Source organism: Amphritea sp. HPY (assembly GCF_050870985.1).
Taxonomy (GTDB): Bacteria; Pseudomonadota; Gammaproteobacteria; order Pseudomonadales; family Balneatricaceae; genus Amphritea.
The window spans coordinates 5,384,149-5,399,348 of record NZ_CP194015.1 but is presented as its reverse complement, the minus strand read 5'-3'; the positions used below and the strand labels follow the sequence as shown (position 1 = coordinate 5,399,348).

16 protein-coding genes are annotated in these 15,200 nt (G+C 49.8%); 1 reads left to right on the top strand and 15 read right to left on the bottom strand.

The genetic code is table 11. From position 1 onward, the window contains the following. Positions 1 to 147: 147 nt before the first annotated feature. The 15 genes from ACQUQM_RS24125 to ACQUQM_RS24055 all read right to left on the bottom strand — a co-directional run bounded on the left by ACQUQM_RS24125 (position 148) and on the right by ACQUQM_RS24055 (position 13,148). Positions 148 to 339, bottom strand: a complete 192-nt coding sequence (locus ACQUQM_RS24125; protein ID WP_432472409.1) for a 4-oxalocrotonate tautomerase — start codon at positions 337 to 339, stop codon at positions 148 to 150. Positions 340 to 349: 10 nt separating this feature from the next. Next, on the bottom strand, positions 350 to 931 hold the full coding sequence (locus ACQUQM_RS24120) for an antibiotic biosynthesis monooxygenase (RefSeq protein WP_432472408.1): 582 nt from the start codon (positions 929 to 931) through the stop codon (positions 350 to 352). Positions 932 to 949: 18 nt separating this feature from the next. Continuing rightward, a complete protein-coding gene (gene dmpH, locus ACQUQM_RS24115) occupies positions 950 to 1,756 on the bottom strand; it encodes a 2-oxo-3-hexenedioate decarboxylase (RefSeq protein WP_432472407.1) in 807 nt (268 codons plus the stop codon). Beyond that, complete coding sequence (dmpG, locus tag ACQUQM_RS24110; RefSeq protein WP_432472406.1) at positions 1,756 to 2,784, bottom strand: 4-hydroxy-2-oxovalerate aldolase; 1,029 nt, start codon at positions 2,782 to 2,784, stop codon at positions 1,756 to 1,758. Before dmpG ends, dmpH begins: the two co-directional genes overlap by 1 nt. 14 nt (positions 2,785 to 2,798) lie before the next feature. After that, positions 2,799 to 3,707 (bottom strand): acetaldehyde dehydrogenase (acetylating), encoded by a 909-nt coding sequence (locus ACQUQM_RS24105; RefSeq protein WP_432472405.1) that lies wholly within the window; start codon positions 3,705 to 3,707, stop codon positions 2,799 to 2,801. 60 nt (positions 3,708 to 3,767) lie between these two features. After that, entirely contained in the window at positions 3,768 to 4,553 is a 786-nt protein-coding gene (gene dmpE / locus ACQUQM_RS24100; RefSeq protein WP_432472404.1) for a 2-oxopent-4-enoate hydratase, read from the bottom strand. A 116-nt stretch (positions 4,554 to 4,669) separates the two neighbouring features. Beyond that, the gene (locus ACQUQM_RS24095; RefSeq protein WP_432472403.1) at positions 4,670 to 6,130 is read right to left on the bottom strand and encodes a 2-hydroxymuconic semialdehyde dehydrogenase; all 1,461 of its coding nucleotides are present in this window, start codon (positions 6,128 to 6,130) and stop codon (positions 4,670 to 4,672) included. A gap of 210 nt (positions 6,131 to 6,340) precedes the next feature. After that, positions 6,341 to 7,264, bottom strand: a complete 924-nt coding sequence (locus ACQUQM_RS24090; protein WP_432472402.1) for a catechol 2,3-dioxygenase — start codon at positions 7,262 to 7,264, stop codon at positions 6,341 to 6,343. A 63-nt stretch (positions 7,265 to 7,327) separates the two neighbouring features. Beyond that, positions 7,328 to 7,675, bottom strand: coding sequence for a 2Fe-2S iron-sulfur cluster-binding protein (locus tag ACQUQM_RS24085; RefSeq protein ID WP_432472401.1), 348 nt, complete (start codon positions 7,673 to 7,675; stop codon positions 7,328 to 7,330). A 565-nt stretch (positions 7,676 to 8,240) separates the two neighbouring features. Continuing rightward, on the bottom strand, positions 8,241 to 9,302 hold the full coding sequence (locus ACQUQM_RS24080) for an NADH:ubiquinone reductase (Na(+)-transporting) subunit F (RefSeq protein ID WP_432472400.1): 1,062 nt from the start codon (positions 9,300 to 9,302) through the stop codon (positions 8,241 to 8,243). 253 nt (positions 9,303 to 9,555) lie between these two features. Continuing rightward, positions 9,556 to 9,918, bottom strand: coding sequence for a phenol hydroxylase subunit P4 (locus tag ACQUQM_RS24075; RefSeq protein ID WP_432472399.1), 363 nt, complete (start codon positions 9,916 to 9,918; stop codon positions 9,556 to 9,558). A gap of 67 nt (positions 9,919 to 9,985) precedes the next feature. Further along, the gene (locus ACQUQM_RS24070) at positions 9,986 to 11,488 is read right to left on the bottom strand and encodes an aromatic/alkene/methane monooxygenase hydroxylase/oxygenase subunit alpha (protein WP_432472398.1); all 1,503 of its coding nucleotides are present in this window, start codon (positions 11,486 to 11,488) and stop codon (positions 9,986 to 9,988) included. A 12-nt stretch (positions 11,489 to 11,500) separates the two neighbouring features. Continuing rightward, positions 11,501 to 11,770: an MmoB/DmpM family protein gene (locus ACQUQM_RS24065; protein ID WP_432472397.1), complete on the bottom strand. Its 270-nt coding sequence runs from the start codon at positions 11,768 to 11,770 to the stop codon at positions 11,501 to 11,503. A 32-nt stretch (positions 11,771 to 11,802) separates the two neighbouring features. Continuing rightward, positions 11,803 to 12,789 carry an aromatic/alkene monooxygenase hydroxylase subunit beta gene (locus ACQUQM_RS24060; protein WP_432472396.1) on the bottom strand — a complete coding sequence of 329 codons (987 nt, stop codon included), beginning with the start codon at positions 12,787 to 12,789 and terminating at the stop codon, positions 11,803 to 11,805. A gap of 62 nt (positions 12,790 to 12,851) precedes the next feature. Next, positions 12,852 to 13,148 (bottom strand): phenol hydroxylase subunit, encoded by a 297-nt coding sequence (locus ACQUQM_RS24055; protein WP_432472395.1) that lies wholly within the window; start codon positions 13,146 to 13,148, stop codon positions 12,852 to 12,854. 351 nt (positions 13,149 to 13,499) lie between these two features. Here ACQUQM_RS24055 and ACQUQM_RS24050 point away from each other — a divergent pair, with 351 nt between their 5' ends. Next, positions 13,500 to 15,197 (top strand): sigma 54-interacting transcriptional regulator, encoded by a 1,698-nt coding sequence (locus tag ACQUQM_RS24050; protein ID WP_432472394.1) that lies wholly within the window; start codon positions 13,500 to 13,502, stop codon positions 15,195 to 15,197. Positions 15,198 to 15,200: the final 3 nt, after the last annotated feature.

Sequence of the window (15,200 nt, the reverse complement as noted above, 5' to 3'; positions counted from 1 at the left end):
ATCAATGTCCATGATAAAAAACAGTTCATTAATTAAATCATCAAGCCTTTCAGCAAATGCTTAATCAAATAATCCATTTCAAAAACATCGTTTTAAATGACTGGCAAAAAAAAACCTCCCGAAGGAGGCTTAGGCTGTTGCCAATTATCAGCGTCCGAGCTTTTTAGCCGAACTACCTCCAATGCCAAAATGCTGCTTTGGCATCTCATTGATCATCACCCGGACACTTTCCTTAGGTGCATCCAGGGTTCTGGAAAGTGCTTCACTCACTTCATCGATCATCCGCTCTTTCTGTTCGTCAGAACGGCCTTCCATAATATTGACGGTCACAATCGGCATAATTAACTCCTTATTTGTATAACCAGCCTTTAAGCAAGCGGGTGACCCGGGGCATTACCAGATAGGTCATCAGCAGTACCTGCGCAATAACGATCACAGCTGACCTGAACCATAATCCGCTATCATGCAACACTGGCTGAAGAATCAGGTTGAGTGCTATGACCAGAACATAAACGACTGATATAAGCACCAAAGCCATCTTATGCGGCGACGGATGCTTATTAACCGGCAGCTCCGGCAGATCGAACCAGAATTCCAACCCGGTACCGCGCTGAACTTCCGCCTCGCCCTCAACCATAGAGCCAAGTTTAGTCAACCAACTTTTACGCAGATCCGATTGCTCCCAGGCATCGCAATTCTGAAAGCTGTCGAAACGATAGATCAATACGTAGCGATTCTGCGTCGCAGGACCGGGGCGTAACACATTACTGCCCTGATGCCCGCCAAAGCTGGCAGCAGCTTCGATTACACCCGATACCCAGGCCTCGTAAGCCACTTCCATCCCCGGTTTCACCCGCCGCGAAATACTGACAGTCACCGGGCCTTCACGACCCGGCTCTGTCAGTTGTTCCTGAATACAGCATTCAGTCATAGTCAGTTCAACCAGCGCTTAAACAAACTTGCCGCTGATCGAGCCAAGGCCCTGATAACGAACGCAGAAAGAGTCTCCCTTATTGACCTGCACCGCCGCAGTAATCGCGCCGATCATAATGAAAGATCCGGCTGGCAGCTCTTCGCCCCGTTCACCCAGCATATTCGCCAGCATTGCGACAGATGCAGCCGGGTGACCCAATACCGCAGCACCTGCACCTAATTCAACCACTTCACCATTAACTTCCATCACCACACCCAGATTTTTCAGATCCAGGTCCGCGACATCGGCCATCCGACCGCCAGTAATAAAGCGGGAAGAGGATGAGTTATCAGCGATAACCGATTTCAGATCAAACTTGAAGTCACGGTAACGGGAATCGATCACTTCGACCGCCGGCATGACAAAATCGGTGGCACGCAGTACATCACCAATATGTACACCCGGACCTTTAAGCGGCGCTTTAGTGACAAATGCCAGTTCCGCTTCGATCTTCGGATGGATCAATTCATCATGCTTAATCGTCCCTCCATCGGGTACCGAGAAATAATCGGCCAGGAAACCGTAACAAGGATGCTCCACACCCATCTGCGACATCTTCGCCCAGGAGGTGAGGCCCATCTTCATACCGACGATCTTATTGCCGCGCTCTTCTTTACGGCGACGGATCTCCCACTGGATGTCAAAGGCATCCTCGTAAGTCATATCCGGAAAATCATTGGTGATTTTAGTGACGTCATACGCCTGAAGTTCTGCATTTTCCAGGTGAATTGCCAGTTCTTCGATCTGTGTTTTAGTCAGCTTATTATCTTTAACATCAGTCATCAGATAAGCCCCTTCTCTTTAGCCATTGTCAGAGCCAGGTCTTCAATCATATCTTCCTGACCACCTACAGTACCGCGACGCCCCAGCTCAACCAGAATATCCCGTGCCTGAATGCCATACTTTGCTTCTGCCCGCTTGGCAAACAGCAGGAACGAGCTATAAACACCGGCATAACCCAGTGTCAGCGCATCCCGATCGAGTCGGATCGGATGATCCATCATCGGTACCACAAGATCTTCAGCAACATCCATAATCTTGTACAGATCTATGCCGTGATCCACTTCCATCCGTTCCAGCACTGCAACAAATACTTCCAGCGGTGTATTACCGGCACCCGCGCCAAGCCCGGCTACGGAACCGTCGATACGGTTTGCCCCGGCCTCAACTGCGGCAATAGAGTTAGCAACGCCCATCCCCAGATTATGGTGACCATGGAAGCCCAGCTCGGTATTCGGATTCAGCTCTGCGCGTAACAAGCCGATTTTTTGCTTAACTTCTTCAGGTAGCATGTAACCGGCGGAGTCGGTGCAATAGATACAGTTAGCACCGTAGTTCTGCATCAGTTTCGCCTGTTCCAGAATCTTTTCAGGCGACACCATATGCGCCATCATCAGGAAGCCGACGGTATCCATCTCCATCTTCGCCGCCATGCCAATATGCTGCTCAGAGACATCAGCCTCAGTGCAATGGGTTGCGACACGGATGGTATTCACACCCAGATCTTTCGCCATCTTCAAATGATCAACGGTACCTATACCCGGCAACAGCAGAGCCGATACTTTGGCGTTTTTCATCTTCGGAATAACCGCTGAGAGATATTCCTCATCGGTGTGCGCCGGGAAACCGTAGTTCAGGGATGCACCACCCAGGCCATCGCCGTGGGTAACTTCAATCAGCGGCATACCCGCTTCATCCAGTCCGGTGGCTATATTCACCATCTCTTCTACTGAGATCTGGTGCTGTTTGGCGTGCATACCATCACGCAGGCTCATATCGTGAAGGGTGACCTTCTTTCCTTTAATACTCATCACTTTTCCTCCACTTATCGGGCTGGCAGTTCGATACTGCCGGCCTCTGCTTCTTCAGCAAACATCTCGGCGGTACGCAGGCCCGCAGCGGTCATAATGTCCAGGTTACCGGCGTATTTCGGCAGGAAATCACCTAAACCTTCAACCTCCATAAATACAGACACTTTGTTGCCATCAAACACCGGCCCATTGACCAGTTTATAACCCGGCACATACTTCTGTACCTGCTCCACCATACGGTGAACAGACTCTGTAATAGCGGCCTGATTCGGGGTATCTGATGTCTGGCAGTGGATAGTGTCGCGCATCATCAATGGCGGCTCGGCCGGATTGATGATAATGATCGCCTTACCTTGCTTAGCACCGCCCACTTTCTCAACTGCTCCGGAAGTTGTACGGGTAAACTCATCGATATTCTGACGGGTGCCCGGCCCAACAGAGCGTGAAGATACCGTGGCGATAATTTCGCCGTATTCGACCTCCTGCACCTGCGATACAGCCGCCACCATAGGAATCGTCGCCTGGCCACCGCAAGTCACCATGTTGACGTTCATTTCCAGGTTTTTAGCATGATCAGCCAGGTTTACCGGAGGCACGCAGAACGGGCCAATTGCTGCTGGCGTCAGGTCGATCATGATCACGCCAAGCTCGTTTAGCTTACGGCTGTTCTCAGCATGGACATAGGCAGAGGTTGCATCGAAAGCGACCCGGATATCATCTTCAATAACATGGGGAACCAGACCATCTACGCCGGTAGTGGAAACCTTCAGGCCAAGTTCTTTTGCCCGCTTCAGGCCTTCTGAATCAGGATCGATACCGACCATCCAGACCGGTTCAATCCAGTCTGAACGCATCATTTTCATCAACAGGTCGGTGCCGATATTACCGGGACCGATAATTGCTGCTTTTAATTTCTTTCTCATTATAAAATTCCTAACTTATTCGTATCTGCTCAGCATAAAATCACTCAGAAAAAGCGCGACTTATGTGAAACGTACTGAGGCCGAACCGATACCACCGATAGATACCCGCATAAAATCACCCGCCTTAACCGGCTCCAGGGGTACCAGAGAACCTGATAGAATAACTTCACCCGCTTTCAGGGGAATGCCGAACTGGCCCAGCGTATTGGCCAGCCATGCCACACAGTTCACAGGGCTTCCCAGTGCTGCGGCACCGGCACCGGTAGAGATAATTTCACCGTTCTTTTCAACCACCATCCCGCAAGTAGCCAGATCAACTTTACGCGGATCGATCGCCTGATCACCCAGAATAAACAGACCGCAGGAAGCGTTATCTGCCACCGTATCCTGAATCTTGATATCCCAGTTTTCGATCCGTGAATCGACAACTTCAAAGCAAGGTAAAACACAGTCGGTAGCAGCCAGTACGTCGGCATTAGTGACACCCGGGCCGATCAGATCTTTCTTCAGGATAAAGGCGATCTCACCTTCCGCTTTTGGCTGAATCAGATGCTCGCTGATCGGCATCTCCTGACCTTCAGAAAAAGCCATTTTGTCGGTTAGGTAACCAAAATCCGGCTGATGAACATTGAGCATGTTCTGCACTGCCTTTGAGGTAACACCGATCTTTTTACCGATAATACGTTCACCTGCTGCCACACGGCGCTCAACCATACGCAGAGATATGTGGTACGCATCTTCGATAGTGATGTCGTCGTGGCGTTCGGTGAACGGGCGCAAAGTACGACGCTCAGTCAACGCCTCAAATAGCTCATCACCGCATTGAATAATCTGTTCTTTATTCATGATTTTTAGTCCCCGTAGAACTGTATATTCAGATCCGACTGCAGCACTCAAGCCGCGACACTTAGCGCCGCAACCGGGCCTGAAATCGTTTAGGCCATATGCTTTGGAATCAGGCCTTACAACTTGATGCAGATATTCTTCTGCTCGGTATAAAACTCCAGCGAATGCACTCCGCCTTCACGGCCAATACCTGACTGCTTAGCACCACCAAATGAAGTTCGCAGATCCCGCAGGAACCAGCTGTTAACCCATACCAGCCCCGCTTCCATCTGCTGCGCTACGCGAATGGCTCGCGAGCTATTTTCAGTCCAGATCGCGGCACACAGGCCATAGTCGGTATCATTCGCCTGGTGAATAACTTCCTCTTCAGAATCGAACGGACGAATATGGCAGCAAGGGCCAAACACCTCCTCTTTAATCACCCGGGCATCATCGGCCAGTCCGGTCCAGATAGTCGGTTCAACCCAGGCTCCGCCGTTCAATTCGGCCCCCATATCCGGTACGCCGCCACCGATCTCAACCGTTGCTCCCTCTTCTACCGCCAGACGGTAGTAAGAAAGAACCTTCTCCTTATGTTCCTGGCTGACCAGCGGACCAAAGTTGGCTTCGCTATCTTCCGGACGACCCAGCTTCAGCTTTGCCACTTCCTCTTTCATGCGCGCCAGGAATTGTTCAAAAATCGGCCGTTCGACATAAACCCGTTCCGTACCCAGGCAGACCTGACCACAGTTAACGAACGCCGAACGCATAGTGCCTTCAACAGCCTTTTCGATATCGCAGTCGGCAAACACAATGCCCGGATTCTTACCGCCACACTCCATAGAGATATCGCGTAAACCCAACGCCGCTGATTGCATAATAATCTCGCCGGTACGGGTCTCGCCGGTAAAGGTAATCGCATCGACATCTTTATTAGCGGTCAGAAATGCGCCCGCAGAATCAGGGCCGAAACCATGCACTACGTTATAAACGCCCGCCGGGATACCGCACTCGTTCATGACCTCACCCAGCAGGGTTGCAGTTGCCGGGGTTTCTTCTGAGGGCTTAACCACTACCGCATTACCACAGGCCAGCGCTGGTCCGACCTTCCAGGTCATCAACAGTAAAGGCAGGTTCCATGGGCTGATAACGGCAATAACGCCTTTCGGCACCCGGTGCCCGACATTCATGGCGCCTTTACCATCCGGCGTATCCAGCATGAAGCCTTCGGTCGGATGATTGGCCAGGGTTTCAGAAAACGCTTTAAAGTTGGCCGCACCGCGGGGAATATCGATATGGGATGCGATAGAACGAGGCTTGCCGGTGTCTTTGCATTCCGCATCGAGAAACTCTTCGAAACGTTCGTTGATCCGGTCCGCCACTTTATTCAACAAGCTGATACGTTCTGCCTGGGTCATCTTGCCCCAAGGCCCCTGCATAGCATCTTTAGCCGCTTGCACCGCGGCATCCACCTCCGCCTGTCCCGCTTCATGCACCATACCGATCAAACTGTCATCTACCGGGTTACGGTTTGCGAAAGTCTTACCGCTGGCACTGGCAACAAATTCGCCGTTAATAAAATTCTTAAATTCACTCATTATCTTTTCTCACTAACATTGCGGTAATTCCTTATGGAAGGTACAAACAAGTCCCATACACCTCTGGCTTGCAGATAGGTTGAAGATCAAGTATTGGACTTATTCACATCTCCCTGGGACAAACAGTCACCGACAATCAACAGCTATATAAAGCCGCGCGATTGCTTAAACAGCCAATCCCGCGCGGCAAAAACGATCGGCTAAGCTCAATTAAGTAAGTACACCCAGGAAACGTTCATTCAGAACCCGGTCATGGTAGAAAATTGCCTTACCAAGCTCGTCGGCGGTCCAGGTCACCGGCTCATGATCCGGATAGTGATAGTCACCACCACAGAACACTTCGGAACGGTTGCCGGATGGATCGAAGAAATAGATCGTCTTACCGTGGGTCAGACCGTGACGGGTCGGGCCTATATCGAGGGATACATCTTCCATAGAGATCAGATCCGCCGCGCGCAGTACATCTTCCCAGGTATCCAGGAAGAAAGAGGCATGGTGGAACTTACCCGGCTCCGGATGCTCAATAAACGCAACATCATGGGCCTTCATAGAAGCGGTCAGGAACTGAGCGATACGGGTACCTTCAGGGTCCAGCACCTGCTCAGCCAGATCAAAGCCCAGCACTTTCTGGAACAGGTCCAGGGTGCCTGCGATATTCGGACCGTACAGCAGGCAGTGGTCAAAGCGAGTCGCTTTCATGCCGGTCAGGCCACGCGGCCATGCCTCTGGGTTCTTATTTGACAGGCCCCATTTACCGGTCTGCTCTTTCTCAGCGTAGATCTCGAACATATGACCGGTTGGAGAATCAAAACGGATACGACGACCACAACCGTTCAGTTCACCGGCAGGGATCTCCTCAACGTTGCAACCGTACTCCACCAGTTCGCCGTGAAGCTGCTCAAGAACCTGGTTATCCAGAACCTTATAACCAACAAAATCCATTCCCGGTTCATCTGCTTCACGCAGTACCACCGAGAACTTATCCACCTCAGTCCAACCTTTAAGGTATGCACGGCCCTGGGCATCACGCTCAACTTCAATTAAACCCAACAGGTCACGATAGTGTTTCAGCGCTTCTTCAACATCCAGTACACGAATCTGGATATGACCTGGACGCATTACTCCTTTTCTCATGTCGAATTCCTCAGCTTTATTACTTTTATTTTTAATGGCTACTTAGTGCTTAGTTTTAAGTTCTTAGCTGGCTGACAGCTGAGCCGCCGCCTGCTGGTATGAAGATTCTTCCGGAGCAAGATAGTGATCAGATTCGATCAGCAGATCAGTGCGTGGAAAAATCCGGCAAGCCAGTACATAACCCTGCTCCTGTTCAGATGCAGAAATATGCGCCCGGCTCATACGCTTGGTTTCATACTCTCCTTGCAGAATGCGGATCTTGCATACTCCGCATCCTCCGCCCCGGCACCCTACATTGATGCTGCTGGCGTTATGGCGCTCCATCCCGATCAACAGCACCTGATCTTCTGCACAGACAAACTCCTGTTCCCGATTAACAACCTGGATTCGGAAAATCTGATCTGTAGTCATGGTTCACTCCAATGAGATGCCTTTAACGTTCTACTTAACTCTTATTAGTAAGAGCAACCTCTGTGCCAGCACTGCAAAAGAGCGCAATAAAAACCACAAGATACTGATTACAAAGCGTTATTTTTATACAAGAACAGAAGCACTCAGCTATCACGAACATTTATAGTGCTGACAAACCTCAGCGCTTGATCAAATAATTAATGATTTCAGTAATCGAATTCATTATTTCAGCACAAGCAGTAGCTAGATCACCGCTTCGCGGCTAGCTAGAACGAAAAGCAAGCTTTCCTGCTAGTGGCTAGAAAAAACGTAACCCCCTTCTATAACTAGGCCACCGGTAATCGACAACTAACCGCTTCGTAAGAAATTGTTGGATATAAGGAGGAACGTTCTTGTTCTTATTCTTGACTTTTCTAACCACTAGCAGGTGCGCTTGCGCACCGTTCTAGCGAGCGACGCCGTCGCGTTCTAGCAACTGCTGTTTCCGTTCTAGATAGCAAAGCGGAGCTTTGCTAGCTAGCTACTGCCATAAAAAAACCCGCCAGCGGCGGGTTTTATTTGAGGCTTATATCCTCTTAAACAAAGCTGATTTACTCTGCTCCTCAGCGCCATCGGCGGCGGTTACAAAACGTTCCATATGGATATCACGCTCGAATAATCGCCCCTGCATCAGAGTGGTAATGGCGGCATCTATCATCGGTGGAGGACCACATAGGTAGGCTTTATTACCATCGAACCGGCCGTCAAAATGCGCCTGAGCCGCTTCATGAACAAAGCCTGTAAAGCCTTGCCAGTCATCGCCCTCTTCCGGCGCATTCAGGGCAGGAACATAGGTAAAGTTTTCGAACTCTTTATCAAGATTCTCAAACAGTTCCCGGTTATACAGCTCGGAGACATTACGCGCCCCCTGCAACAGGGTAATCGGGCGGGTATCACCCTCTTCCAGCATATCCAAAATCATCGACTGCGGGCTGGACAGGCCTGAACCGCCGGCGATAAAGATAGCGCCCTGGTCATCAGACTTTCGCACGAAGAACTGGCCATAAGGTCCTGTCACATCAATAGTGTCACCGACCTGTAATTGCTCGTGCAGGTAAGTTGTACCAGCACCCTCAGGCACCTTACGAACATGAAGTTCCAGTAAATTCGCGTCAGATGCCTTGTTGGCAATGGAGAAAGCCCGGTTACCCTCGACACCCGGAATATTCAGGTTGATATACTGACCGGCCTGGAATTCCATCGCTTTATCCAGCTCGAAGAAGATCCCTTTAATAGTCGGTGACAGATCTCTGACTTCAGTCACAGTGCCAACGAAGTCCAGTACCGGGTAACCGGCAAAGTCCTCATCGACATCAATATCGGCTTCAATCACCATATCGGATTCCGGGGTACAGCAGCAGGCCAGCACCTTACCTTCTTCCCGCTCCATATCCATCAGCGCGAAAGGTGAAGCATTACCCAGATCACCGTCTCCCTCCAGCACTTGCACCTTACAGGTCGCACAAGTTCCATGACCGCAAGCAAATGGCAGCCACACCCCCTGACGCAACGCGGCATCAAGAATCGTCTGCCCCTCTTCAACCTCAATCACATCACCGGTTGGCTCAACTGTTACTTCATAACTCATAATTTCACCTTGCTACAGGGCCGCCAAATAAACGGCAGCCCAGCCTTACTAGAAGAAGACAATGACATAGCGAGAATGATTGGCTCAGAACAAGGCAAAAATCAGAGAAAAAGCGGAGTTTACAATTGTAAATATTCGCTTCGCTCACCCTATTGGGCCGTCCTTTTGACGTTGTGGCAACAATGTTGCCGCTGAGCATTATTATCTGACTTTTAACGCAGTAATGTGGCAATCAGGCCGCTATGCCGCAGTCTTAAACGCCGGCTCCGGCATAACCCTTAAGCTCCGGGGTCTTAAAGCGGATCAATGATTTATGACCAACACCCTGGGCTTCAAGAGACACATCCTGCTGCGGCTTAAATGGTTCGTTATCCAGCAACCACTCAACTTTATTCCAATCGATCTGGTTAAATTCGGGGTGCTGACTAAAGGCTTCCGGAATGATCTGTTCCATCACCGCCGAGAACGGCATTGATGGCGGCAGGGGAAAGGCCTTTGCGGCACAAAACATACGGTGCTCATCCCAACCAAAATACACGATCTGATTACCACCAAAATTCTCAACCCGATCCATTCGCTCGCCGGTGTAACCAGGCTTTAATGCATATACAGGCATTTTTATATCCTCCTAATTGCCTGGGCGTAGCAGTGCTACCCCAGGTTTTCTTATTCTTATTTAAGACTTACGCCAGGCCTTTCCATTCATTCCAACGAATTTCATCGGGCGAGCCTTTAATATCCATGTTGTCGTGACCGACATTCATGCGGTAGTAATCACTCAGGATATCGCCCACTTCAGGACCACCACAGTTGCCCTGGAAGATCTGGTGCACCGGCAACCAGGCCTGGACATACTTCTCCGGTTCTTCTTCGAAGATGTCGCAGCAACCGTCGGAACAGAAGTGATAGCGCTCGCCCTGATAAAGGGTATCGCGCATGGAGTTCTGGTTCGGGTTGTCCATCTCGGTAAACAACATCGGAATCTGACAGGTCTGGCACAGTTGTGGCAGGCCAGAGGTATAGAAACGCTCACCCTTAGCTTCCTGCTCTTTCGCCAGCTCCCACAACGGACGGTAGTATTTATCGAAAGTATCCGGGTATTTCTCAGACAGCCAATCCAGCTCTTCGTCGGATGGGATCCAGGTATGGAAACCTGCAGCATGCCCGTGGGTATAGAAGGTCCACCACGCCTGATGCGAGATGTGCTCTTTCTCTTTCTCAATTACTTCTGAGTACTTCGGCATGGTAATACCGTAACGCGCCAGGTCTTTAAACAACGCACCGCCGGCTTCTTCAAAGTAAACTTCCCATGCTTCTTTCCATGACATCACTTTATTCGGCAGCATGTAGTCCATCATCATTGAAACGATGGTCAACAGACGGGTGCCACGCCAGAACCACTTATCGATCCACTTCTGAACGATAGGTACATTATCTTCGTGCTGCTCCAGCATGAACTTGATCACTTCCAGACCCAGCGTCATATGACGGGCTTCGTCAGACTGAGCAGAGAAACCAAAAGTTACCGTAGCCATATCACCGTTATGTGCAGCACCGGACATGAATGGAACGAACAATAAATTAGTCAGTACGTATTCGAAGGAGAAACCGATCGCGATCATAAACTCGAACGGTCCGGCGGAGCGGGCATCGGTAAAGAATGAGCGTGGTACAGACAGGTACCATACCCGGTCATGCATATGGCTGAATTCCTGGAAACCATCGAAGAACTTGTTGTAGTGGCTCATCGCATGGATCTGAGTCTGCACGTGACGTAGCTCATCCAGGGACTGCATCTGACAGGCAACCCGGGCACCAACGCCACCAAACTGACGACCTACATGGGCAAAGCCCTGATACGCCTGATATTCCAGCGGGGATACGCCGGTCAGGAAGATTTTAACCGCGTTGACATAGCGCGGATCAACCACGTTCAGATGGCCGTTATTCTGAGAAAAAGCATCGAAGATCGCATATAGCTTCTTCTCTTTCTCGGCCTGGTACTTCCAGTAGGAGTCCATGGTCAGGCGGAACGGATCTTCCCACTTATCCCAGTCGGTAATTTTAATACCTTCGAACTCTTCATACGGGAACGCTTGTTTACGATCTTCGTAGGAGAAATCCCAATCCAGATCACGGGTCAGCAGACGATATTTGTCTTTTATATTTAGTTTTTTAGCTGCCATTACTCTATACCCCTACAGTTTCCACTCGAGAACGAACTGGTCGTCATCTTCATCTACATTGCCACCGAGGGTGATCAGGTTGATATGCAGCTCCTGCACATCCCAGTCACGCCCCATCTTCTCTTCCACTATTTCACGTTCAATAACCAACCTGCCTTCCCGCTCGATACGGATCATGGCCGGCATATGGATAACGGTTGCATCCGGATTGCTATCTTCGATAGCTTCCACGATATAGCGGGATTCGTCGTTATCCTGGAGTGCGATATATACTTTTGACATTGTTGTAATCCTTGTTCTTATTACCAGCAGCCTTACTTAAACAGGCCGGCTTTGTTCAAACGCTTATCCAGCGCAGCCACCGCGTTGTTCAGCGCATCAGCATCGACCATCTCTTCCGCCAGCGGCGCTAAAGCTTCAATGGCTTTACCTTTCCAGCGGCTGATCCACTGTTCCAACTGCTGTTTATTAGCATCGGACTCGGCGGTTGCGGTTTTAACAACAGCATCGATCCAGCGATTGGTATCTTTGTTCCAGTTCTGGATAAATTCGGTCAGCATGCTGATATCCTGACCACCGTTATCCGCCAGCCACTGATCGAACTGCAGGTAAACCAGCTCATAGATAAGGGCATCAAGCACCACGTCCTGAGCGACAAAAGATTCAAACCAATCTTCAACGCAGATATTTGCTTCGCAGTAAGCTCGCAGCCCCTGCCATACAACATCATCCATCCAGTAACGCTTGGCTTCGGCTAGTGAATCGCTACTATTACCATCCAGAATCAGGCCGATTCGTGACAGGTACTGGGCATTACCCAGACGGTCCATACCGTTGTACAGCAGCGCCTGAGTAATCGCCGTGCCATAGCCCAATGAACTGCCGTAGACATTATTCAGATTCGCTGCCTGCTCAACGTGGCGCAGGGGCAACAGCAAGCGGATAACTTTCTGCTGAATCTCTTGAGGAATCAGACGCGCCAGGTCTCGCTTTTCAAAGAAGCTATAGTTGCTTTCGGCGATCTCCTGCTGCTTGGCACGCATCTGAACATAAGTGCCGTAGTAGAACTGACGCGGATCTTTAAAGGCATACCAGTCCTGCATCACAATGGCGGTACGCCCGGTGTCATTCAGTTCATATTCCGGCTGCCACAGTGGGCGATAGTGAAAGTTAACTTCCGATGCCACATCGTAAGTCGCTTCCTGATAGCGTGTTGCTGGCTTGTCGCCAAAGCGACGTTCAATATGAGCAAAGGTATTGCGTACCGGTTCCAGCGTTGCTGTTTTTATCTCAATGGTCATCTGCTTTATCCCAACTTGTCAGGGTCGTTGTTGTTATTGTCAAAGCCTCAGTTAACAGCCCGTTAACCGTGATTTTTTGCCATCAGTGTCTCTTCGCCGTAGCGCCATTTTTCCATCTCGGCATCGACCGCCAACTGCTGATCTTCTGTCATATAGACAACATCATTGGCTTTACAGAAATGGTCGAACGCGCCCTGCGGCATAATCAGCTCGACAAACAGGCTCGGATCGCCAATAGCAAAATCAAACTCAACAAAACGTGAATTCCCGGAGCTGCGTACCCTGACGTATTTGGTAAGCTGCTCGAACACAGGCTTATCCTGTTTTTCGCTGCGGGTATGCAGTTGTACATCCACCATGGTGGCCTCCTGTGAATTAAGGTTTGATCAATATAGACAGAGCAATGGTTATGCCAGCTAGCCAAAGGCAATATAAAACCCAACCCAAAAAAACACCTAACCTATTGATTAGTAGTTGTTTAAATTTTAATAAAAAAGGAGAAGGAAGGTTTTACTGGTCGCAGAAAGCGCTGATCAGCGATGCAACGAAATATAATGAAATCATTAAAATTGAATGAAAAAGTTAATTTTATGATTCAATTTTTCAATATGGATTTGTTGTTCTCAGTAAAATTCGGTTGTTATTTAGACATAAATACCGCCACAATAAGTAAGCTTTTCACTGTTAATCAAAAAAATTAAAAGAATAAGATGACTGAAAATACTCTTGCACTGCCCGATACTCAGGACCTGTTAAAACAGATTCACTTTGAAAGTCATGAAGGTAAGATCTGGCTTGAAGAACAACGGATGCTACTTATCCACTCCGCGGTTATGGGGCTGCTGCGTAAAGAACTGATTCAGACCATGGGTATCGAAAGAGCCAAAGGGTTCCTGATGCGCTTTGGTTACCATACCGGTTGGCGTGATGCAGAACTGGCTAAAAAAATCCGGCCGGATATGACCCACGAAGAAGCTTTTATGGTGGGTCCGCAACTGCATGCGATCAAAGGGATGGTTAAAGTCGTACCAAAGGCACTGGACTTTAACGTCGAAAGCGGCCATTTCTTTGCTGAATTTGACTGGTACAACTCCCACGAAGTTGAAGCCCACCTGGCTAGCTATGGCAACTCGGAAATGCCGGTATGCTGGACCTTGATCGGCTATGCCAGCGGATTTTCAACCTACTACATGAATCGCCAGATCCTGTTTAAGGAAACCCAGTGCGCCGGTACCGGAGAGGAGCACTGCCATATCATCGGCAGACCTGCAGAAGAGTGGGATGACTGCGAAGAAACCGAGAAATACCTGTTACCGGACCCGATGATCGAACAGTTGCTGGAACTGCAAAGTGAAGTCACCGTTCTGAAAAACCAGTTCCGCAGCAACGAAGCCGATGAAGACCTGCTGTTCAACAGTGTTGGTCACTCCGGTGCATTCAAAAATATCTGTCACCTGATCAGTAAAGCCGCCAAAAGCAAAGTAACCGTGCTGCTGCAGGGCGAAACCGGTGTTGGTAAAGAGGTAGTCGCCCGCGGCCTGCATACCAGCAGCGATCGGGCTGATAAACCTTTTGTAGCGGTCAACTGTGCCTGCATCCCACCGGATCTGATTGAAGCCGAGCTGTTCGGTGTCGAGAAAGGCGCCTATACCGGTGCCACTCAGTCCCGCGAAGGTAAATTTGAACGGGCTAACCGGGGCACTATTTTCCTCGATGAAGTGATAGAACTCAGCCCCCGGGCTCAGGCGACGCTACTGCGTGTATTACAGGAAAGTGAACTGGAACGGGTTGGCGATACGAAAACCCGGCGCATCGATGTGCGGGTTGTTGCCGCAGCGAACGAAGACCTGGAACAGGCGGTAAAGGATAATCGTTTCCGCGCCGACCTGTTCTACCGGTTAAATGTTTACCCTGTGCATATTCCCCCATTAAGGGATCGTACTGAAGATATCCCCCTGTTGGCAGAACATTTCCTGAAAAAATATTGCGCCTTATACAACAAAAAAACCGGCGGCATCTCTGATAAAGCGATGCTGGCGCTGATGCAGTATAAGTGGCCAGGTAACATCCGCGAGCTGGAAAATATGATCGAACGCGGGGTTATTCTCACCGACAATAATCAGACTATTGGTATGACCAGCTTCTTTCCCTCATTATCTGAGCCCTCCCATCCACTGAATATCATCAACGGTAAGGGCCTGTTATCAGAGGAACCCGAAACTACTGGCCATGAACCAGCATCGGTAGATCAGTTACTGAGCCAGGATTTCAGCCTCGAACAACTGGAACGGGAACTGATCGATAGGGCGATGGAGCAGACCAATGGTAATGTCTCTAAGGCAGCCAGGAAACTGGGACTGACCCGACCGGCGCTGGCTTACCGATTAAAAAAAATACAGGACGATTAAGCA